This is a genomic window from Salinibacillus xinjiangensis (genome assembly GCF_009649735.1).
Taxonomy (GTDB): Bacteria; Bacillota; Bacilli; order Bacillales; family Alkalibacillaceae; genus Salinibacillus; species Salinibacillus xinjiangensis.
Genome location: NZ_WJNH01000007.1, coordinates 265,391 through 286,301, shown reverse-complemented (window position 1 = coordinate 286,301; position 20,911 = coordinate 265,391). Strand labels below are relative to the sequence as shown.

Annotated in this window: 27 protein-coding genes; 7 read left to right on the top strand and 20 right to left on the bottom strand. The window is 38.5% G+C overall.

Annotated features, from left to right (window positions below):
• Window positions 1–194: 194 nt before the first annotated feature.
• Both GH754_RS12800 and GH754_RS12795 read right to left on the bottom strand, forming a co-directional pair.
• Window positions 195–1,073, bottom strand: coding sequence for a hypothetical protein (locus GH754_RS12800; protein WP_153729074.1), 879 nt, complete (start codon window positions 1,071–1,073; stop codon window positions 195–197).
• A gap of 132 nt (window positions 1,074–1,205) precedes the next feature.
• On the bottom strand, window positions 1,206–1,448 hold the full coding sequence (locus tag GH754_RS12795; RefSeq protein WP_153729073.1) for a stage VI sporulation protein F: 243 nt from the start codon (window positions 1,446–1,448) through the stop codon (window positions 1,206–1,208).
• A gap of 209 nt (window positions 1,449–1,657) precedes the next feature.
• Here GH754_RS12795 and GH754_RS12790 point away from each other — a divergent pair, with 209 nt between their 5' ends.
• Window positions 1,658–1,765, top strand: a complete 108-nt coding sequence (locus GH754_RS12790; RefSeq protein ID WP_153729072.1) for a YjcZ family sporulation protein — start codon at window positions 1,658–1,660, stop codon at window positions 1,763–1,765.
• A gap of 390 nt (window positions 1,766–2,155) precedes the next feature.
• Here the strand turns inward: GH754_RS12790 and GH754_RS19705 are convergent, their stop codons facing one another.
• Complete coding sequence (locus tag GH754_RS19705) at window positions 2,156–2,398, bottom strand: sigma factor (protein WP_407690670.1); 243 nt, start codon at window positions 2,396–2,398, stop codon at window positions 2,156–2,158.
• A 370-nt stretch (window positions 2,399–2,768) separates the two neighbouring features.
• Between GH754_RS19705 and GH754_RS12780 the strand changes: the two genes are divergently transcribed.
• Window positions 2,769–3,146 carry a hypothetical protein gene (locus GH754_RS12780; protein ID WP_228550253.1) on the top strand — a complete coding sequence of 126 codons (378 nt, stop codon included), beginning with the start codon at window positions 2,769–2,771 and terminating at the stop codon, window positions 3,144–3,146.
• A 366-nt stretch (window positions 3,147–3,512) separates the two neighbouring features.
• Entirely contained in the window at window positions 3,513–5,030 is a 1,518-nt protein-coding gene (locus tag GH754_RS12775; RefSeq protein ID WP_323742005.1) for a glycine betaine uptake BCCT transporter, read from the top strand.
• Between the two features lie 40 nt (window positions 5,031–5,070).
• On the opposite strand, the gene GH754_RS12770 is transcribed toward GH754_RS12775, so the two are convergent.
• From GH754_RS12770 to GH754_RS12725, 10 genes are all read right to left on the bottom strand, one after another.
• Window positions 5,071–5,469, bottom strand: coding sequence for an ASCH domain-containing protein (locus tag GH754_RS12770; protein ID WP_194841351.1), 399 nt, complete (start codon window positions 5,467–5,469; stop codon window positions 5,071–5,073).
• 7 nt (window positions 5,470–5,476) lie between these two features.
• Window positions 5,477–5,989 carry a GrpB family protein gene (locus GH754_RS12765; RefSeq protein ID WP_153729070.1) on the bottom strand — a complete coding sequence of 171 codons (513 nt, stop codon included), beginning with the start codon at window positions 5,987–5,989 and terminating at the stop codon, window positions 5,477–5,479.
• A 6-nt stretch (window positions 5,990–5,995) separates the two neighbouring features.
• Window positions 5,996–6,478: a DinB family protein gene (locus GH754_RS12760; RefSeq protein WP_153729069.1), complete on the bottom strand. Its 483-nt coding sequence runs from the start codon at window positions 6,476–6,478 to the stop codon at window positions 5,996–5,998.
• A gap of 18 nt (window positions 6,479–6,496) precedes the next feature.
• Complete coding sequence (locus GH754_RS12755) at window positions 6,497–7,525, bottom strand: serine hydrolase domain-containing protein (RefSeq protein WP_323742004.1); 1,029 nt, start codon at window positions 7,523–7,525, stop codon at window positions 6,497–6,499.
• A 208-nt stretch (window positions 7,526–7,733) separates the two neighbouring features.
• Window positions 7,734–8,198 (bottom strand): GyrI-like domain-containing protein, encoded by a 465-nt coding sequence (locus GH754_RS12750; RefSeq protein WP_153729067.1) that lies wholly within the window; start codon window positions 8,196–8,198, stop codon window positions 7,734–7,736.
• A 14-nt stretch (window positions 8,199–8,212) separates the two neighbouring features.
• Window positions 8,213–8,587 (bottom strand): VOC family protein, encoded by a 375-nt coding sequence (locus tag GH754_RS12745; RefSeq protein WP_153729066.1) that lies wholly within the window; start codon window positions 8,585–8,587, stop codon window positions 8,213–8,215.
• A gap of 22 nt (window positions 8,588–8,609) precedes the next feature.
• Window positions 8,610–9,335, bottom strand: a complete 726-nt coding sequence (locus GH754_RS12740) for an RNA polymerase sigma factor (RefSeq protein WP_194841350.1) — start codon at window positions 9,333–9,335, stop codon at window positions 8,610–8,612.
• Between the two features lie 131 nt (window positions 9,336–9,466).
• Window positions 9,467–12,691, bottom strand: a complete 3,225-nt coding sequence (locus tag GH754_RS12735; RefSeq protein WP_194841349.1) for an ABC transporter permease — start codon at window positions 12,689–12,691, stop codon at window positions 9,467–9,469.
• The gene (locus GH754_RS12730) at window positions 12,684–13,379 is read right to left on the bottom strand and encodes an ABC transporter ATP-binding protein (RefSeq protein ID WP_153729063.1); all 696 of its coding nucleotides are present in this window, start codon (window positions 13,377–13,379) and stop codon (window positions 12,684–12,686) included. The genes GH754_RS12735 and GH754_RS12730 overlap by 8 nt, the downstream gene beginning before the upstream one ends.
• Window positions 13,380–13,530: 151 nt before the next feature.
• Complete coding sequence (locus tag GH754_RS12725) at window positions 13,531–14,442, bottom strand: phosphatidate cytidylyltransferase (protein WP_153729062.1); 912 nt, start codon at window positions 14,440–14,442, stop codon at window positions 13,531–13,533.
• A 100-nt stretch (window positions 14,443–14,542) separates the two neighbouring features.
• Here GH754_RS12725 and GH754_RS12720 point away from each other — a divergent pair, with 100 nt between their 5' ends.
• On the top strand, window positions 14,543–15,097 hold the full coding sequence (locus GH754_RS12720) for a hypothetical protein (RefSeq protein ID WP_153729061.1): 555 nt from the start codon (window positions 14,543–14,545) through the stop codon (window positions 15,095–15,097).
• Window positions 15,098–15,125: 28 nt separating this feature from the next.
• Here the strand turns inward: GH754_RS12720 and GH754_RS12715 are convergent, their stop codons facing one another.
• The 4 genes from GH754_RS12715 to GH754_RS12700 form a co-directional block, all read right to left on the bottom strand.
• Window positions 15,126–15,449 (bottom strand): hypothetical protein, encoded by a 324-nt coding sequence (locus GH754_RS12715; RefSeq protein ID WP_153729060.1) that lies wholly within the window; start codon window positions 15,447–15,449, stop codon window positions 15,126–15,128.
• Entirely contained in the window at window positions 15,437–16,534 is a 1,098-nt protein-coding gene (locus tag GH754_RS12710) for an anti-sigma factor (protein ID WP_153729059.1), read from the bottom strand. Before GH754_RS12710 ends, GH754_RS12715 begins: the two co-directional genes overlap by 13 nt.
• Complete coding sequence (locus tag GH754_RS12705; RefSeq protein ID WP_153729058.1) at window positions 16,531–17,025, bottom strand: sigma-70 family RNA polymerase sigma factor; 495 nt, start codon at window positions 17,023–17,025, stop codon at window positions 16,531–16,533. Before GH754_RS12705 ends, GH754_RS12710 begins: the two co-directional genes overlap by 4 nt.
• A 155-nt stretch (window positions 17,026–17,180) precedes the next feature.
• On the bottom strand, window positions 17,181–17,765 hold the full coding sequence (locus GH754_RS12700; RefSeq protein ID WP_153729057.1) for a vWA domain-containing protein: 585 nt from the start codon (window positions 17,763–17,765) through the stop codon (window positions 17,181–17,183).
• Window positions 17,766–17,859: 94 nt separating this feature from the next.
• Between GH754_RS12700 and GH754_RS12695 the strand changes: the two genes are divergently transcribed.
• Window positions 17,860–18,366, top strand: a complete 507-nt coding sequence (locus GH754_RS12695; RefSeq protein WP_153729056.1) for a hypothetical protein — start codon at window positions 17,860–17,862, stop codon at window positions 18,364–18,366.
• A 34-nt stretch (window positions 18,367–18,400) separates the two neighbouring features.
• Here the strand turns inward: GH754_RS12695 and GH754_RS12690 are convergent, their stop codons facing one another.
• Entirely contained in the window at window positions 18,401–18,880 is a 480-nt protein-coding gene (locus GH754_RS12690; protein WP_153729055.1) for an NUDIX hydrolase, read from the bottom strand.
• 85 nt (window positions 18,881–18,965) lie between these two features.
• Here GH754_RS12690 and GH754_RS12685 point away from each other — a divergent pair, with 85 nt between their 5' ends.
• Window positions 18,966–19,313 (top strand): DUF3291 domain-containing protein, encoded by a 348-nt coding sequence (locus GH754_RS12685; RefSeq protein ID WP_153729054.1) that lies wholly within the window; start codon window positions 18,966–18,968, stop codon window positions 19,311–19,313.
• On the opposite strand, the gene GH754_RS12680 is transcribed toward GH754_RS12685, so the two are convergent.
• Window positions 19,310–19,696 (bottom strand): hypothetical protein, encoded by a 387-nt coding sequence (locus tag GH754_RS12680; protein WP_153729053.1) that lies wholly within the window; start codon window positions 19,694–19,696, stop codon window positions 19,310–19,312. The two genes, GH754_RS12685 and GH754_RS12680, sit on opposite strands and share 4 nt — an antisense overlap.
• 29 nt (window positions 19,697–19,725) lie before the next feature.
• Window positions 19,726–20,361 (bottom strand): FusB/FusC family EF-G-binding protein, encoded by a 636-nt coding sequence (locus tag GH754_RS12675; RefSeq protein WP_153729052.1) that lies wholly within the window; start codon window positions 20,359–20,361, stop codon window positions 19,726–19,728.
• 193 nt (window positions 20,362–20,554) lie between these two features.
• Between GH754_RS12675 and GH754_RS19700 the strand changes: the two genes are divergently transcribed.
• Entirely contained in the window at window positions 20,555–20,908 is a 354-nt protein-coding gene (locus GH754_RS19700) for a hypothetical protein (protein WP_228550252.1), read from the top strand.
• Window positions 20,909–20,911: the final 3 nt, after the last annotated feature.

Here is a 20,911-nt window from a genome sequence, read left to right as displayed (position 1 = left end):
TTTTTTGCCAATGATCCATATCCTATGTTGCCATCTAAATACTCGGTGACAAGCTTCATTTTAAATTCTTCACTATATTTTGCCATAAAAAAACACCCCCGAAAGTTAGATTATTACTCTAACTTTCGGGGGTCGGTACCGATGTGCACGTTTCAATGGTCAAAGTGGGTCAAGGGACCTGTCCCCCTGACCCACTAATAAATTTCCTTTTCAAATGTTTTTCCGTTATCATAGACGACTTTCATTACTAGTCGCATATTTTCGTATTGCTCAATTTGGTGCATTTTATACATCCCAATTCGTTCTTCAGGTGGGTTATTTTCAGGTTCTAATTCTAATTTTTCCTCCCCTATAAATGTGTCATTCTCATACTTCTGAATCGTGGCTTCTTTTATTTGAAACGAGGATTCGTTAATATGATGATTTACAAATCTGACATTGATATTATTCTGATCCTTATGTAGATCTACCTGAAGAATCCCATAATAGCTCGTGCCAAAATCACCTATATCCTTTGTCTGTATCTCGCTACTTTTGGATTGTTCATCATAGGAAACCGAAACAAAATATTTAAGTCTATATTGCTCCATTTGTTCTTCCAACGCTTGCTTATCCATACGCATGTCGACTTCCCAGCGTGGCTTTAAATCCATCTCAATCGGGACACTGGCACGATACAACCCTTTTTGAATTTCCTCTGCAGGGATCTCTGTAAACTCATCGATTTTCCCGAAGGCATAATGAAAAACCACTTCAGAACCCGGCTCGAGCTCCTTCACCTGCCATTCAAAAGCAGCCTCTCCTTGGCCATTTTCAAATTTCTTCGCATCCAAATCCATTTTGATGTTACTAATCCAACTCTGTTGCTGTTTGATGTCCTGCATCACATCACGAATATGATTAGATTGACCACTTACTTCACTCATCATGTTGTGCTGATTGGTCGTAATCTGATTGACTTGAAACTCGATTTGTTCCAGTCGTGATAACAAATTAAAATTTATGAATAAACTAATGATTAAGGCGACCACCACAAAAACCCTGAAAATTTTGATTAGGTTATCCTGATTCAATATTCTCCCCTCCATGAATGAAAATTGCTATACCTTCATCATACATGTTTCCTTAATTTTCTGTCTATACGAACACCACTAAATTATTACTAAAGGAGCTTGAATAATCAAGCTCCTTCATCAAACTCGCTATTATCTTGTCATTTTACGAATGGTGGATTCATTAATTTTCTTTTGGGTAATCATTTTCACTAGCTGGTCTTCCGTTTCTCTCGGCACCTTTTTACCTGCTAATTTCCCAACCTGTCTAACCAGTCTTCTTGCTGTTTTCTCGTTCTCTAGTCCTTTCCCATCATAGGCAGAGGCAAGTCTTAAGATGCTCTGCATATCAACCCCTGTCTTTTTTTCCACCTTCTTCAGCATGTCTTGATTCATGTTGTCTTCCTCCTTTTTCCTTAATACCTTATGAAGTAGAGATTAAAACGTATGGATAGGAGTACTAGTTTAGAAAGAATAGGAATTTGAACTAGGGATGTAAAACCTAGTAGAATAGCATATTTTCTACTAAAAGTTTACAAATGCCTTATCACTTTTGAACCAATAAAATAGAATGAAGCATTAAGAACTTAGGGAGGTGAAATGGAATGAGTTACTCAGGTGGATACGGCGGTAACAGCAGTTTCGTGTTATTGGTTGTGCTTTTCGTGCTGTTAATCATCGTTGGCAAAAGCTTTAGCTACGGTGGTTATTAATTTCAAAAGTGAGTAATTGGCCACAAATCCGACTTTACGTTGAAAAGGCTTTAATTTAAACCTCCTTGATCATAAGGTAAGCCCCCAAAGTATGGGGGCTTATCCTCCCTCTTTAATCTGTTGAGCTAAAAACTTTGTATTCCTTTAATGGTTGAATAGATGGCACTTCCAAGAAAAGAGTTGAAGAATCTTCATTGGTTTCCATATGAACACGGTAGCGAAGATCACCTATTTTGTTAACTGAATTCAATCTAGGTCCTTGGTCATTTACCAGCCACATCTGTCCTAATGGGAGAAAAACACTCTTTTGGTCAATTACGATTTCAAGACTAATTTTATTCTGCTTCTTCTCAACTTTTACTACTTCAAACGCTCCGTAGTCTGTCTTTATTAGAGATCCCTGGGTAAGGACATAATGGCATTTAATAAATCTATTTTTTCCTCTTGTTGATCAGAAGTCTTCATCGTTCGTTCTGGTAAGACATCTGATAAAAGAACAAGCTTTTGCTTTTGGATAAAGGTTAGCGCATTATTAATTAAAATTTTGGTTAACCATGTGGAAAAATATTTCGGTTCCTTTAAATTTTTAATAGATATGTAGGCTTTATAAAATGTTTCTTGAACGACCTCCACTGCATCTGTTTCATTGCGAACTTATGTATAAGCGATTCGATACAATTTCGCTTGATGATCCTTCATCAATTGTTGAAAGGCAGCTAGATTTCCTTCTTGTGCTAATTGTACTTTTGGGCAACCTAGATTCACTTTGTCCCTCCTCCCTATACTTTTAGATATGGAGCTCATCTATTTCGGTTCATTTTGTAAGCAAAAATTTTTTAATTACTTTTGTATGGTAACTTAGTTCATCATGACACGACTCTGATGATGAATTAAACTTAAAACTTTAGATGTAAATTGGAATTTCATAGGAAAAAGGACAAACCTAATCCATAACATTGTACAAAATGGTTGAATATCCTAAAAGGGAATAAAGGAAGGAGTGATGTTTAAAGTGAATGACTACAAGCCTAATATGGTTCAGGATGATGTACGCAGACACATGAAGGACCTTTGTAAGAATTATATGAACTATCATGTGATCGTGCAATTGAGTGATGGTTCACAATTTGATGGGATTATCGACGGAATGGATGATGACGGTGTCATTATTATGGTTCCCGAGGATGTTGATGAGGGACAAATGCAGATGAATCGACAATATGGGTATGGGTATGATGATTATGATGATTATGGTCGCCCTCGTAGAAGAAGAAGATTTCGTCGATTCCGCAGACGCCGTTTCCCATATCAAAGCTTATTTGGCCTATTCGGTTACCCGTATTTTTATCCAGTATTTCCTGGATATTATGGAGGATATTAATGTACAAAAGGTAGCTTCCCGCTGCCTTTTCTTTTTGGGTCAAGGGACCTGTCCCCCTGACCCAGATATTTGACAAGAATACCTCTCTTTTCGTAATCTATTTTATTGGGACTGTTTTTTTAGAATCACTCTCTAGTACATAAAGTTCCATCTATGTTATGAGTCAGCATAAAATAGGAGTGCCTTCCTATTTTTCTAGTAGAACGTCAAATAGGAATGATAGGGAATAGGCAGAAACTAGGGAATGCGGCAAAATATAGTAGACAGATGAAAATACAAAGCACCCATTCTTTTAATAATGAGAGTACAGCATGAATATACTGCATCAGTGGGTGTAATGACCAATAAAAAGGGAGAGAAATTTTAGTGAAACAAATATCGAATGTTTTTTGGATTACACTTGCCATTGTGTTAGTAGCTGTTCTGTTTGGCGTCATAGCTCCAAACAGTTTCGAAAACATAACAAACAATATTCAAGCCTTTATTTCTTCAACATTTGGCTGGTATTATTTGATCTTAGTCACCGTCATTACGATCTTTTGTATATTTCTTATTTTTAGTCCGGTTGGAGCAATCAAACTAGGGAAACAAGATGAAAAGCCTGAGTTTTCCAAAGGAACATGGTTTGCCATGCTCTTTAGCGCAGGCATGGGGATTGGTCTTGTTTTCTGGGGAGCAGCCGAGCCTCTATCCCACTATTTAACTCCACCTCTAGCTGAAGCTGGCACCAATGCAGCCAATAAGGAAGCCATGCGATACGCGTTTTTCCACTGGGGGATTCATGCCTGGGGTATTTATGCGATTGTCGCCCTAGCATTAGCCTATTATAAGTTTAGAAAAGGTGAACCTGGATTAATCTCCGCTACCCTAAAGCCTATTTTCGGTAAGAGTATGGAAGGACCATTAGGAATTGTGGTCGATGTGTTAGCCGTGTTTGCGACAATTGTTGGTGTAGCCACCACCTTAGGTTTAGGAGCAGCTCAAATTAACGGTGGTTTAACCTATTTATTAGGAATCCCGAATAACTTCACTGTTCAGTTTATCATCGTTGCCGTTGTCACCGTTTTATTTATGATTTCGGCCTGGAGTGGTTTAGGCAAAGGAATTAAATACTTAAGTAACACCAACATGATTTTAGCTGTTGCCCTATTTGTCTTAATGTTCTTTGTTGGGCCAACGATATTAATTTTAAACATGTTCACCGATACCGTGGGTGGATATATCCATAATATTTTACAGATGAGTTTTCGTATTGCACCATTGAATGAAGATCATCGTGCTTGGATTAACGATTGGACCATTTTCTACTGGGCATGGTGGATTTCCTGGTCTCCATTTGTTGGGATCTTTATCGCCCGTGTATCAAGAGGAAGAACCATTCGCGAATTCTTAATTGGGGTTCTGCTCATGCCAGCGCTTGTCAGCTTTCTATGGTTTGCCACATTCGGAACTTCAGCGATTGAAACACAAAATGCTGGCTTTGATTTAAGTCAGTTTGTTACAGAGGAAGTATTATTTGCCGTGTTTAACCATATGCCAGGTGCAGAGATACTGTCGATCATCGCCATTATTCTCATCAGCACGTTCTTTATTACGTCAGCGGATTCGGCCACCTTTGTGCTTGGCATGCAAACGACCTATGGCTCCTTAACACCACCCAATTACGTGAAATTTACGTGGGGAATTGCTCAATCAACTGTGGCGTTAATTCTCTTATATAGTGGTGGGCTACAAGGACTGCAAAACGCATTAATCATTGCCGCCCTGCCATTCTCAATCATTATGCTCCTCATGATGATATCGCTGTATAAATCGCTGACCAGAGAGAAACGTGAACTTGGGCTATTCTTGAAACCAAAAAAGAAAAATGTACCGAAGTCATAAGCATAAAAGGCGCCATCCTAGTTGATGGCGCCTATCTTATTTATTCCACAACTGACACTAGCTCAAAATGCTCGACCACAATGACCGTTTCTTCATTAAAAGGAATTCCTTCATTTTCTAGTGGTTTTTTCCAACTAAAAATATGATCCTCGATGAATTCTTCAAGTGTTGAGTTTTCTCCTTTCGCAATTCGCTCACCAATATCTCCCTTTATGTGGCCCCAGGCAATTTCATATTTATCCGTCATTCTAATCGTACCCCGGTGTTCTCCTTTTTTCGTAAACACCTCAACCACATCTAAAACTTCACTTTGTTCCTCTTCAGGCAAAGCATCATACCAAACTTTCAGTGTACATGTAGCCGTTTTTAACCCTGCTAAAACTTCCTCAAGCAATCTTTCATCCTGTTCATCTCTACCCCAAAATTCTATTTTTTCCATGTTTTCCTCACTCTTTTTTTGTTTTTTGTAAAATCCTATGAATAAAGGGTTCTTTCTTCTGCGTATATGTCGGTCGATCATACTTATATTTCGTGGCAAGCTCCTTTTTTAATGAAGCATACTCTACAGCGGCCTCTGGGTGTGTCCTAAGATAATCACGAAACTGTAACTTATCCATCCATTCATTACTGTTATATTCAACAATATGTAAATGACAAGTTCCCTGTCCCCATAAACCTTTCCTGAAAAACCTTCTGTCCTTCAGCTCAAGTTTTGGAACATACTCATAGTTCACTTCACTTAACGGGCGAATTAATCTTGGCACTTCATCTAACTTATGTACACCTAACAAAATATCGATAATAGGTTTCGCCTCTAACCCATTGATTGAAGTACTCCCAATATGCTCAATCCCAAGAACATTATCACCTACAGCATCCAGTATTCTCTTTTTCTCATACTCATACTGCTTCGGCCAGTCAGGGTTATATTTTTCAAGATTCACAATTGGTTTTGTCATGACAATCTAGCCCCCAGGCTCTAACAAATCGGTATCAGGTGGATGATAGCCTAAGGATCGCCCTAACTTAACGATTTGACCTTTGTGATGAAACTCATGTGTGATGGTATGAGTTATTAACCACAAAGTTGTATATTCAACAGGCTCCTCCTGCCAGGAAACTTCCCTAGAAATCTCGTGATCCCAACGTCCTTCATAGTTATTAAGAAACTCGTAAACTAGTTTGTCTGTTTCTTTAAATAGTTGACGCATTTCCGCAACATCCTTCATCGAGTCCAATTCGACTTTATGAAGGCTTTTTTTCAGTGCAATGTTCCCAAGCCAGTGTTGATAGCAGCCAGCCACATGGGCATGGAGATCACGTATGGCCGCACCACCGAAAACATCCACTTCCTTCGTATAATCCTCTAACGTCATATTCTCACAGTATTGAAAGAGAATCTCCCTTGTTTGTTGAACCCACTCATATTGTCTAGTGATTACGTCCATTTTTCACACACCTCACCCTTAAATTCCTAATTCATTTTCCAGCGACTTCATCACTTGGAATGCCCCTGAACCTTTATTAGAAGGAATCGCCATCGTAATATCCAACTTCGGATAATAAGCCGAATGGAAACTTACACCTGGGTCATATCCCATCACATGATACTTGAAAATTGAGTTGTCCTTACTGTTAATCCAAACGCCATAACCATAATCGACTCCTTCTTTAACATGGATGTGTGGAGTTAGCAGAATCTCTGTATATTTTTTCGATAATAGCTTGTTACTTGCCAGGGCTTCCCACAGCTTAACCATATCGGGTGCTGTCGTATAGGCACCTCCATCAGATCCTCCTTTAGCAGGTAGTGAATAGACATTGGTTCTCCATGTACCGTCCTCTTCATCGATATATCCGTAAGCCGTATTTTTCGGAAGTCGATCCATTGAAAAATAACCCGATTCCTCCATCCCACTTGGCTCAAAAATATATTTATGAACATACGCATCAAACTGCATATCAGCAAATTGTTCAACAATTAACCCTAATACGATATACCCTGAGTTGTTATAGGCAAATTTCTCTCCTGGTTGAAACTTCATCTTTTCATTTTGGATTAAAGGAAGAAAATCTCGTAAACTTCGAATATGATACATCGGATTTTGTTTCCATAAATCCTCAAAATCATCCATAACTTCTTCATCAAAATAATCTGGTATCCCAGAGCTATGACATAAAAGCTGGTGGATCGTCACATCTTCACTGAAGTAAGGAAACTCAATGTCTAAAGTGTCCTTCAGATATGAATCAAAGGTAAAATGCCCCTGCTCAGCAAGCTGACAAACCGCAATTGCCGTAAATAACTTACAGCCTGAGGCAATTCCAAAACGTGTATCAATCTCATTCGGTCTTTCATCAGAACGGTTCGCAAAACCTGTTGATTCCTGATACATTACGTTATCGCCACCTTTTATGTAAACTGCTCCAGAAAAGTTTTCTTTTTCTATTACAGCATTTAGCGCTTCGTTTACACGATTACTCAATACTATCACCTCGACCCGTTAGAAATTTCAAAAAATAATTGATTAAAATTATTATATCATGAAAGAATATAGAAAATTAGGTAAAATTTGTTTTATAATGATGCAATGTAATAGAACTCACCACAAATCCCTTTCAAACCGAAATAATGGAGAAACATATCCCGAATGCCAATTGCAAAAATATAGTCTTTTAGATAGGTAGAATTCTACCCGATTGTTACTTAATGGGAATATGAAGAGAGTATGCTGTATCTTCACCAGTATAAGGATGGTACACGGAAAAACCAAAATTACCCGTTTGCTCATATCCAGCATCTTTTAACCAGTTATGGATAAATTGATACGGATTGATATCATCAGTTTGAGGATGGTAATCCAAAACAACATATTTATGGGCTGGAATCGTTTTTCCCACCATCCCCTTTGGTATCTGTTCTAAATCAGTTACTTCTACACCAGCAATCCAAGTAAATGCCTCGGTTTCTGGATCCCAGTTTGGTGGATCTATAAAAATACCAAACGACTTTGGTGCGTTAATTCTATTCCTGACCTCATGAATATATTCAGAGTGAAACTCATTGACTAACCTTGGTACTTTCGTATCCTTTTCATCCATTGTTGTATCGCAGGACATACCAATCACTTGAAGTTGATTCAATTCAACAACTCTTTGATTAATCATACTTATCTCCCCCTTTATTGAATTACGCTAAATCGGTTACCATCTGGGTCGTATAGTTCAAAGCCCCTCATTCCATCAACTTCATGTATGTCACCTACGTTTGCTCCTTTGTCCAATAATTGTTGATAGATTTCATCGACCTTTTTTGTATGAAAATTAAAATAGTGATCCACACCATATTGATTCGTAGGGAATCTTGGTTGCTCGATTTTTTCATCCGTTTTAACTAAACAAAACGTTATCGTCCCGTCTGCTAATGCTAGGGTATTGGCTGAAGGTACATCGGAATAAACCAATTTAAATCCTAGCATGTTTTCATACCACTTAGTCGATTGTTTTAAGTTTGACACCGGAATAAATACTCCAATTCCTGTGAGTAGATTTTTCATTATCCTTCCCCCTCTTTTTTTCTTAAGAACAAATCATGAAAACATTCCCATCTGGGTCTTTTATGGTAAAGCAAAGTTGTTTGCCCTGTTTTTTCATGTCACCAATTTGAACCCCCATTTTATTCATTCTGAGATAAGTCTCATAAATGAGTTTAGGATTTTTAAGTCGAAACCCTTCTAAAAATCGCTCAAATACAGCCGTATCCACATTCTCTGTTTGGACTTGCCGCTTGTTGTGTTGAATGATTTCTTTAGACTGTAAATACATATACCTTTTTAATTTCGTTTTACCACGATGCAAGGTGGAGTAAATAGTAGATTCCGATTCATGAATGAGTTCTGCTGTCTCTTTCGCAGTAAAACGAAAAACTTCTGATAGCAGGAGAATAACAAATTGTTTTATCGTCAGAAAGTCAGCTAACACTTCTAAAATTTCTCTGACACCGTAGTCTTCATCATTGCCTGGTACCTGCTCTATCTCAAACTCCCCCTCTACCAACGACACTTGTTTTTTTCGTTTTGTATCAATCCATGTATTTTTTATAATTTGATATAAATACTTTTTGGTTAATTTCCGATCAGGCTGCTCTTTTAGGGCAAGATAAATTTTTAATAAACTATCCTGCAACAAATCCTCTGCCTCCCACGGATTTGAAGTAAAAGATGTACAATACTTTCGAATCGTATGGTCATATGGATGAATTTTCTGTTCAAAATAAGAGTGGTTAAGATTTATAGCCGTATCCAACAGTAGAACCTCCCTTCTACCTACTCACACACTAATAAACGAAAAAGTTACTCAAAACCTTACACACTTTCAAGAAAAAATCTACCCTATTTGGCATGCTTAGCCAAACAGGGTAGTTTAGGGAATTCGACTTAAGAATCAAATTCGAGGATATAATACCAGTCAAACGTATCTCCAAAGTCCCAATCCTTAAATTTTATGTGCCATCCATCTTCATTTTTTGGAAATACATAGGTATTGGCGAAAGTCACCTTTCCACCACCACGAACAATTCCTGATTGATAACCGTCATTTTCAATTGTTTCCGTATGGTAGGGTGCGCTTTCCTCCCCTGTAGGTGAAACTAATTTAAAGGCAACTGGATTTACACTTTTGCCATTTATATAATTATTCTCAAAGGTAATAGGAATTGTGATTATGGTCATATCATCACCAATACTCTCTGTATCCACAGAATCAGGTGTATCGATTGGTTTACCAAAATAAAGATTCCGACCATTTTCATCTTCCCATACGTATTGCCCTAGCTGAAACGTTGACGTCTGGTCCTCCGTAATGACATCTTTTCCACTAGGATTCCCACCGCCTGTATTCGATTCCGCTTGATCTTCCTCTGGATCGGCTGCTGGAGCATCCACTTGCTGGCGAACCTCTCCCTGAGTTGCAACAGTTTTATCACTTTCAGCTACATTTTCCTGCAAGGAATTATTCACTTCAGGTATAGCAAACGTAAGCATAGTGACACAGCCAGCAAATAATAAGCCAGCCAGCCCTCCTAAGGAAAGCTTAAATTGTTTTTCCTTCTTCTCATCGTTCGTGAACAAGCCCTGCATCCCTTGATATGGCTGGATATTCACAGCTTTTTCAGCTGGTAAAATGGCACCAATCATCCCCATCACAACAGGTATTATAATGGTAGATATAAAGAATAGGAGCTGATCATTTGGGATTTGGCCATACATACCCGAAATGATGATAAAGGATAAACAAACGCCAATCATACCACCTAGCAGTCCACTCAGGGCCCCTTCCATTAAAACAAGTCTACGTACCGTTTTATTCTGCCATCCTAATGCCTTTAAGACGGCAAGTTCTTGTTGGCGTTCTGAAACGTTTTGCCATATGATTTCTGCCGTTGTCAAAACCGCGATTGCGATCGCAACACCCATCGCAATGTAGTGCATCGTTCCCACTTCCATCGCCACATACTCCCCGAGCCAAGTCGTGTACATAATCCCACGCAATCGAAAGGTAATGAATAAGAAAAAGATTAGTAGACTAGCCGGAAGAGCAATAGCAACTATCGAAAGCAGACTCCTTTTCCACTTCGCAAGCATATGATTCAAGCTCATCGCCGTCACAGAGTTAGTTTTAAAGAATTTTTTGGCGGCAGTCATCTCTCCTGTTTTCATCGTTTCATATGGGGATATGTTTCTAACCAAGAGACCAGGTATGAATGCGCCTATAACGTAAATCGCAACACCAAATACACCAATTAAAAAGATTCTTAAGATCGACGTCTCAATATCATGAAAAGCATAAACAAGACCTAGCGTAAGCCAACTTATCATGGAGACAAAAAGTCCAATCAGAAGCGCCTCAAGAAAAAGTAGTTTGGTTAATTGATTGGGACGCCATCCGAATGATAGCAACACGGCAAACTCTTTTTTCCGGGCATACATCATCATAATATTTGAGGAAAAGACGTACACCATCGCCACGACAATTACACTAGCAACAACACCTGACATCCCCACTTTCGATTCCTCAAAAATCGTGACAGAAGATCCAAGCTTAATCCAAGGCTGTTCAATCCAGCCAAGTGTCTCTTGGTCCCCTATACCTGGGATATGGGTAAGAGCTGGCTGTGGTGATGAACCTAATGTGATATCCGTAATGAGTCCTGTTTCCGATTCAATTCGATCGGCAACTCGCTGTAAAATTTGCTCGCTTTCCTCATTTAATTTCTCTACCCCCTCCACTTTCAAACGAATGGAGGAGATCGGCTTTTCACCAAGTACCTGTGCTGCTGCCTCTATGGTTGTCAGCATCAATGGCGGTTTCGTTAAAAAACCATAGGGATTATTTAACGGCTTCATTTCCTTAGGTGGATTCACAGGTTGATTCTCGGAATCTAGTACCCAGTCGGCTTTGGAAGGAAAATAGGTTTCCATTGGTAATTCTGTTAGCGGATCTTTAGAGATTTCCAGTTTAGTTGGGTCAAAAATACCTTTAAAGTCTAACTCAAGTCTAGGCCATTCTTGACTAGTCTCTCCAAACATTGTTACAGGACGATAAGAGTAGTCTACAGCTAACGGCGAATCCTCTGGAATTACATAAGGATCTACTTCATAGCTATAAGCCCAACGATCGGGATAAGGGCTAGTCACCTCTCGATAGCTAACAGCTGATGGTTTAAAGGGCATCCAATAGAAATCACGAATGGTTCCTGACCCTGCACTGATTTGTTCTACAATGTTTTGGTGAGCTTCCTTTGTTGTATAGGAAAATACATCAACGAGCTCACCTGATTGTTGATTAAGGTACTCTCTTCCACCTTGGTCTTTAACCTTCTCCATGGCTTCACTTGGATTCTCCGCAAACGATGAAATACTCAGTTTTTCAATTGTATATGAAATTTTGCCATCGACAAATTCTTGATTACTAACAATCACAGGAATTTCGGTAGCACTTACTTCGTCAGAATTCGTTGTCTCAACCTCATCCTGATTGGATAGATAGTCACTTTCGATCATCGCCTTATCTATCCCTACTAGTGCGGCCTCTGATTTAGGATCAATCCCCGCTAGCAACACATTGGTACCGTAATCTAAGTTACCGTTAAATTGTGTGATTCCGTAATCTTGATTCGTCCCTGGAGGCTGCCATCCTACCGAAAAATAGATTTCATTCTCATTCTCAATTGTATTTGCCCCAGAGTTTGTTGATTCGTTAATGTTTAAACGATAGACACCAGGCTCTGTATAATTTACTTTGTTTAAAGAAACGGAATTTTGCAGATACCCCATCATCGCAATAGGTGCTGCAACCTCCACATCGTTCATAGCTTTAATCTGTTGGTACTGATCTAACGAAATTCCCCCTGACAAGCCACTTAAATAGTTCGGTTCCAATAAATTCTTATCCTCCGTCACACTACGGGAATCTGAAGGGCGAACAACGATGTGATAGGATGATTTCCACCGTTTTTGCAGCTCGTCAACTATCGTTCCATTACTTGCTTGTGTAATACCTACTAAATAACTTAAGCCAACACTAATAATGATGGCCCCGACCAATAGCAACAAAAAACGTTCCTTATTCCGCCACCATGAATTCCAAATAAACCTAAACATAGATAATACTCCGTTGATCATGGGTGACTTTTCCATCCTTCATCTCTATTTGTCGCTCAGCACGTTTAGCTAACGCAGGGTCGTGAGTAACAAATATGACACCACAACTCTTTTCTTTATTTAAAGTAGAAATGAGATCAAAAATGATTTCTCCCGTTTCCGTATCGAGGTTTCCCGTTGGCTCATCTGCAAGTAACCAACTCGGCTCATGAACCATCGCCCTAGCAATTGCTACTCGCTGCTGTTGCCCACCAGAAAGCTGAGAAGGGAGTGAATGAAATTTATCCTCTAAACCCATCTGTGTCAGTAATTCTTCCGCACGCTTCCGTTTATCATAGCTCACTTTACGCGCAAACAGTGGGGCCATCACATTCTCTAAAGCTGTTAATGTTGGCAACAAATGGAACTGTTGAAAGATGAACCCAATATTTTCAAATCTAAAATCAGATAATTGTTTTCGATTTCGTTTATGTATAGATTCATTCCCATATATAATTTCGCCACTTGTAGGCGAATCTAACGCCCCTAGTAGACTTAGAAATGTGGACTTCCCTGAACCAGACGTGCCAACAATCGAGACAAACTCTCCTTCCTCAAAAGTAAGGTCAACACCATCAACAGCAAACGTACGAACCCCATCGCCATAAAATACTTTACTAATGGACTTGCATTTGATTTGATGAGTCATTGGAATCCCCCTTCGCATATAAAATGTTAAAATATTCTGTTATTTATTTGTAATATTACTGTAACATATTATTCCCCTATAAAACAGAGCTGTTCGGGGTTAACTGCTATTTATCCATTAAAAAGACTATTCTCCTTCTCGAAGAATAGCCTCACATAAAATCAAAATAATAACGAATCACATGAAAAAAAATCGGCGATGTATAAGCCAGGCTATCGACCCGACTTAAATAACGATTTTTCAATGCTTGTTTTTGATTTTCCCCTAATAATAAGTCCCGCTTCAAAACCGAAATGGTTAAACTTCCAACAAACCCAGCAATACTAATCATAACCCCCGATAAAATACCGAATTTCAAGTCAAATGGTGTCAGATACGGGTATAAAAAATATGATAGAACAGTTGTCGTCAATAGTGCTCCTGTAAAACCCTCCCAGGTGATATATGGGTTCGCTGTGGGTACTAGCTTTCTCTGTCCTAAGTAAAGGGAGATTAGGGTTTGTATCACATCACTGACCTGCGTCAAAACAATTAAAAATAGAACGAGATTTGAGCCATACTCCGGAGAGGCAAATTGATAATACCCCAAATGACTAAGCCCAAACACCATTAGCATTAAGCCCCATTGAGTAAAACTTACAGACCGGAGAAATCCCACCGTTCCTTTCCCAATAATGCGTGGCAGTGGCATAAACAAAAAGACATAAACCGGAATAAAGACAATAAACATCCCGTACCATTCGATATAAATCCAGTAAAATTGGAGAGGAATCATCAAATACGACCAAAGGAATAGACGCCGATCTGACTTTCTGGATTTCATCATGGAAAAATATTCTCTTAAAGCGAAATAACATAGAACCATTAAGGAAATTAAGGATACAACGGGATTGAATAAGGTGGCAAAGCTAAAGATGACAAACATGCCCCACCAGGTCTTGACCCGTAGTAGAATCAAAGAAAAATCTTTGTTCGGTTGTTTCTGCTTCGTCACGTAAAAGATAAACGTTAAAATAAATAAGGTGATAAAAATAATAGATAGCGTCCAAATCGTTTGTACCATATGTAAACATCCAATCTTTTTATGAAAACTGCATTCATTTTACAAAACTTATTATATAATGAAAAGGTAAGTTAGAATATTTTGGACTTGAGGGAATATTATGTCAGACCATCAATTTGTATATATCATGCTATCCGATACCGGCACTTTATTTACAAGCGTCATAAAAAAATATACAAAGGCTCCTTATAACCATGCCTCCCTTTCGTTTGATCCTGAACTCAGGGAAATGTATAGCTTCGGTCGCAAAAACCCGAACAATCCACTACACGGTGGATTTGTGAAAGAAGACATTTTTCAAGGAACCTATAGCAAATATAAAGACACGACCTGCGTGATTTATAGACTAGCCGTTACAGCACGCCAGGTCGAGAAAATGAAACGGATTATGAATGTCTTTATTCGCAACAACGATAAATTTCTCTACAATATCCTTGGCGTCATTGGCGTTTCATTACGAGAACCCGTGGAATTTAGTAACTCCTATTTTTGTTCGCAATTTGTAGCAGATATCCTGAAACGCTCCGGGATTAAACTTTGGGATAAACTGCCCGTCATGGTGACTCCTGACGATTTTCGGAATAACAAGCACCTAGAATTAATCTATGAAGGGAAACTTTTTGAGTTTGAGCCGATTAAAAAAAGATATCAGTAGTAATGCCCCTTCCCAACGAAAATACCTGTTAAGGCTTAGTATAAGTGACAAACTCTACAAATCCAATAACCAAAATACAAATGATCATAAATCCATATAATGCTAGTGCCCACCAAGTAAACGTCCTTTTATAACTCACCCTAAAAAGGCTTACTACAGCAGCGATTACACCAATAGTGGGTATAGCCTGTAAAAATAGATTTGAAAATATGTCTATCCCTTCGAGTGTGATCAAAAAGATATTAAAGTAAGCTAAAGTTAATAACGCACAAGCAAACGAAAATACTCCAAATCTTGTTTGTCTTTGATTGGGGTTCTCCTGCTTTTCTTTTAATCGCTTTACCAATTCCATAACCGCACCTCCCCAATAGAAATATTCCGTATGGATGGGTTATCCTTCAGTTTTAGAATTTCCTTCGTCGGTCCAGTAATCACGCCACCGTATGACTCCAAACCATTCTTCTCAATATAATTGAAACGGTAGTCCAGGTCTAACCATTTAGCATGAGCAATATCAACGGCTTGTTGTTCATATTTTTTTAAAAAACGAAGACTGTTTAAAAACTGCTTTTCATTGGATTCCCGACTATGATAAGGTGACCAACCATTAGGATCTGGTTGTGCTGGATATCCAATAGGGGTTAAATATCCCCCTTCTAGACTCTTGCCTTTTGCTTCAAGTCCAGTATTAATTGCATACCATCTCCATTCGACATCAAGTCCATTTATAACTTTACTCATATCTTCCGGTTTGGTTAAGTCTTTCAAAGACACATATACCTCTGCAACTGTTCCTTCAGGTAGCTTTTCTAACCTCTCCCAACCCCCATCTCTGTTGGTAATCGTGGCTTCAGGATGATAAAGCTTTTTCGTATCATAAAATGGGATCTCTTTTGGGGCGTTTTCAACAATATAATTTCTATTAGGAAACTCTGCATCAGAGAATTTATACGTTACTTCCCAATCCCCAAGTTTTATATCCCTTTTTCCAACTCGTTTGTAAAGGTCCATATTTACATCAAACGTAAATAAACCAAATTTTCTTTCAATGTCCATCTCCTCTAAACTAACATTCGGCTCTGTTACGTAAACCGTATGAATAGGAATTTGGATTAGGTCCTCTGCCTTTTGATCAAATGCATAATATAAGTAACTTGCCATTAACATAAGTGGATAAATTAATAACAACATCATGATGATATATGCGGCTAAGGAAAACCTAGCATTTCGAATACTATTCTTTAACATTTTACCTACCTTGTCAGGAGGCAAGTCGTCTTCTTGATTATTTAGTTGTGAATCTTGTTCCAATTCCTCAGAGATAACCTCTTGATAGGCATCTAGTTTTTCTAATTCTTTTTCCAATTGCTCCGCTTCTTTATCGGTAAGGCTTCCTTCATAATACTTTTTTAATTTTTGTTTCCATTCCTCACTCATTCCTCAACACTTCCCTTCTTGTAAAGCTGCCTGAGCTTTCCTCTCCCCCGGAAAATATGTGTTTTCAACGTGTTTTCTTTCATAGATAAAATCGCGGCAGCTTCTTTATAGGAATATCCTTGTAAATCACATAGAACAATGGCTTGCTTTTGTTTCGTCTTTAATTGATTTAACATATAATAAAGTTCATCTTTTTCAGCCGTTTTGTAAAATTCATCTTCAGCTGATTTACCTGTCGATAGCAAGGAAAAATAATCTGGCTCCTCAAAATTCACCTTTTTACTGCGCCTCGCAAAGTCAATAAAGGTGTGATAAGCAATTTTCATGAGCCAGGACTTCATTGCTGTTGGTGGACTATTTTCTAAAGCTATATATGCCTTCATAAAGGTATCCTGCGTTAGATCTTCGGCTAAGCTTTTGTCCTTGCAAAGGGAGAGAAGATACCTATAGACATCATGAATGTATTCTTTATAAAGTTGCTGGATATCCAATCATTCTCCCCCTTTCACTCAACTAACGGATTAACAGTCAATAAAGTTGCACCTTTTTAAAAAAATGCAACAATTGTTTTTAGTATAGTAGAGCATGGAATTTATTAACAGACTTTTCTAGCAAATAAAAAAGGACCTATGATGGCCCTTTTACATTACTTATTCGCTCTTTTCATCGATAACTCCGCATCCACCATGTCATACAACTTTTCAACCCCAACTGAGGATGCTTCAAACTGGAGGGCATTTTCTGCACGAATTCCAATGCTACCTGCTTCCTTAGCTGCATCAATATTCGCCCCAAGAAACATAAATTCCCAACCATTTTCCTCTTGATACTGAATGAGTGATTTCACCTTTTCATAATTAAATTCACGACTTGCATTTTCCATCCCATCCGTAGTGATCACAAATAAAACGTTCCCCGGTCTTCTTTCATCCTCAACCTTAGATAAACGTTGTCTAACATCGAGTATGGTTTTCCCAACCGCATCCAATAAAGCGGTACATCCCCTAACATAATACTCCTTGTTGGTTAATTTGACTTGATTGGCATCGACACCATTCCATAATATTTCATAATCGTCATTAAACAGGACAGTTGTCAGAATCGTCTCGCCTTCAAGCTTACACTGTCTCTCGACTAGAGCATTAAAGCCGCCGATCGTATCCTCCTCCAACCCACTCATGGAGCCACTCCGATCCAAAAGGAAAATAATTTCAGTAAGTCGACTGTTCATCCCCATCATCCTCTCGTGGTTTATGGTACAATTTTATCTAAGATTACACATGATTTGGTCGCTTACGAAGCGACATTTTGGAGAGGTGATCCGTATGGTTGATCAAAAACAGCTCTTAATCGAATTACAGGAGTATGTAGAATTCCATTTACATCATGATTCCATCTTTGCCGCTCAGGATATAGAGGCGGAAGAGAAAATATATTCTGAAGCAATCGTTCAACATGAATTAGAAGATTTCATCAAAAGCAACCGTCAACCCACCCTGAATCAGATGTTATTTAGTTTTATCGACCAAAAAGGGATCAGCGATGTGGATATTTATAAAAAGGCAGGAATTGACCGGAGACATTTTTCCAAAATACGCTCCAACGAAAACTATCGTCCAGGAAAAAATACGATTATCGCTCTCGCATTTTCGTTAGAGCTTAATGAAGAAGATGCAGAAAGGCTTTTAGCTACCGCTGGCTACTCTTTATCTGATAGTGATACTCAAGATTTAATTATTCAATTCTTTTTAGAAAAGGAAATCTATGATATCGACCTTGTGAACCTAGCATTGGACAATTTCAACCTCAAACCTTTAACAGGTAATCGATAAAAATGCACTTCTCCTTTAGGAAGAAGTGCAGGAGCTAATCCATGTCATACTTACCGACAATCAAATGCTCAGGACTAGTTGGAATCTCTTTCAGTGAAGTCTTTAAGAACTCCGGTTGCAGCACAATTTCCTCCAATTTTTCGATCGGAATCCATTGATATATCAAGTGTTCTCCCTCCTCACCATAAAACGGCTCTTTACGAAGCACAAAGTCCCCTGTTTCAGGAAAAACTCGGTAATAAAGGCCAAGTTCATGAAAGTCTTTTGCATTATAGGTAAAGAAATTTTCCGTCATCCACAGTAAATGAGCCACCTTCACATCCAAGTCTAGTTCTTCCTTTACCTCTCTTACAACTGTAGTCTTTGAATCTTCCAAAACCTTCACGCGACCACCTGGTAAAGCCCAATGTTTGTCATGGACCTGTTTATGTAAAAGAACATGATTATCTTCAATCATAACGGCTGCCACGCGATAATTAAAAATTGTGTTTTCCATGCGAAATGTAGCGTCCATTTTTCTCCTCCAATGCCCTGAATTTGGTAATTTTTCTGAATGTTTGTGATATAATGGTAAAAAGTATTTAATACGAGGTGATTAGATGTTTATTTCCGTAACACGATTGCATGTTAAAGGAAAACGAAAACTACCATCCTTTTTTTGGCATACCTATAAGTCTATCATTCAATCCAAAAAAGCAAAAGGTCTTTTGCATTCTTCATTTGAAAAGGAAGGCAGGGAGACATTCTGGACACTTACCGTCTGGGAAAGTAAAGATGATATGAAAAAGTACCGAAATAACGGAAATCATTTGAAGGCGATGAAAATATCTAGAAATATTGCTGACGAGTTACAGTACATAAACTGGGAAGGCGATCAAAACCCTTCTTGGAAAGAATGTATGGAGCGTTTACACAAAAAGTATGGACAAGACACAATAAGCAGTTAGGGTGCAAATGGAAAATACATAAATGCAATCACAAATATCACGAAGCCTCCAGCCCAAATATATAGAAAACTCACTAGAATATCCAAACCAATCATTCCCCATCTTTGCCACGAAGTTTTCTGAAATGCAGCTTTGAACATGCGATAATTGATCATACCTAGTATATAAAGTCCGAGAACGAAGAAACAGGGCAGTACCCATTGTCCAACAAGCTCTAATGATTCTCGAGTACGTGAATCAAAAAAACCGGACTGCAGCTTCACGATTTGACTTCCAACAATAAATATGACAGCTAGCAGTCCGCCAGTTCCACCAATCCACTTCTTTTCTCGTCTGGTCGTCCCAATCAATAAACAAGAGCCAATGATTACAAACAACACCAATAGAATATAATCGATGGTCCATCTCCCCCTTATTTTGTTAACCGCTCGATAAATTCCTGTAACTTATCTAGTGAAGTCAAATTTTGATTACAAACCTCACTGTCACGGCAAATGTAATTTCCCCGTTTCGTAAATGTTCCCTGTACTTTGCCTTTTTCCTTTGCAAGGAACATACTGACTGATTCATGTCCATTACAAATCGCACAAAACCCCTTATGGCTCGTTGTTTCAAAAGAGCCTTGAATCCCAACTAATTTTCCTTTTAACCGAGTGACGATAAACTTTTTATTCGCACTATGGTCAATCCAGCTAAGATATGTAACCTCTTTTAAATCCAACTCGTCCAAGGACGGAACCTTTAGCTTTTTGACTTTTGGAAAAAGCTTTTGAATGCCTTGTTCTGTTGCGTTAAACGGAATAACATATGGTTTCAACTCTGCAACAAATAGCTCTCCCTGTTCCTTATCCTCAATGTTCACGATGGGGTTAATTAAATCCTCTTGTTCTGTTGTTAGCTCCTCGAATGCCTTCGTGATTTTTTCAATGACTAAAGATTTTAAGGCATCTAAAACATCCTCATCTTTTGCTGTCGCATGCCCATTAATCAACGCTTGAGCCTGTGATTTAATGAAGTTATACTGATCCACTCGTATAAAGGATTCCATGTTTTCCACTCCAATATGCTGCAATTATCAATTCGAAATATTCCACATTATAACTCATTTTCGATTCTTTTACATCCGTCTAAAAACCGATTAAATGAACCAAAAGTTAATATCTTACAATGTTCATTAAAGAGGATAAATTTCAAACTGTTTCGCAAAATATAGATATCCTGTTGAAAAGGAGAGATTGCAAATGGCACAAGCTCAACAAACGTTAAATCAAATTGTTCAAATGGCTCAACAACTAGCACAACAAGAGAATGCAAATGCTCAACAACTACAACAAGGAAACCAACTTAATTCACAGCAACAACAACAATTAGCGAACAAAGAACAAAATGCAGCCCAACAGCTACAACAAATTGAGCAGCTCCTTCAACAGTACCAGCAACAGCAAGGCCAAACTCAACAATTTAGTGCATCAGCAAATCAAGCACAGGCAAATGGAGCACAATCTGTCTTCCAGCCAGGCTTTGCTGGAACCAATGCTGAACAGGTTAGACAACAAAACCAGCAAGCATCGCAAAATCAAAATTCAACCTTTTAAGAA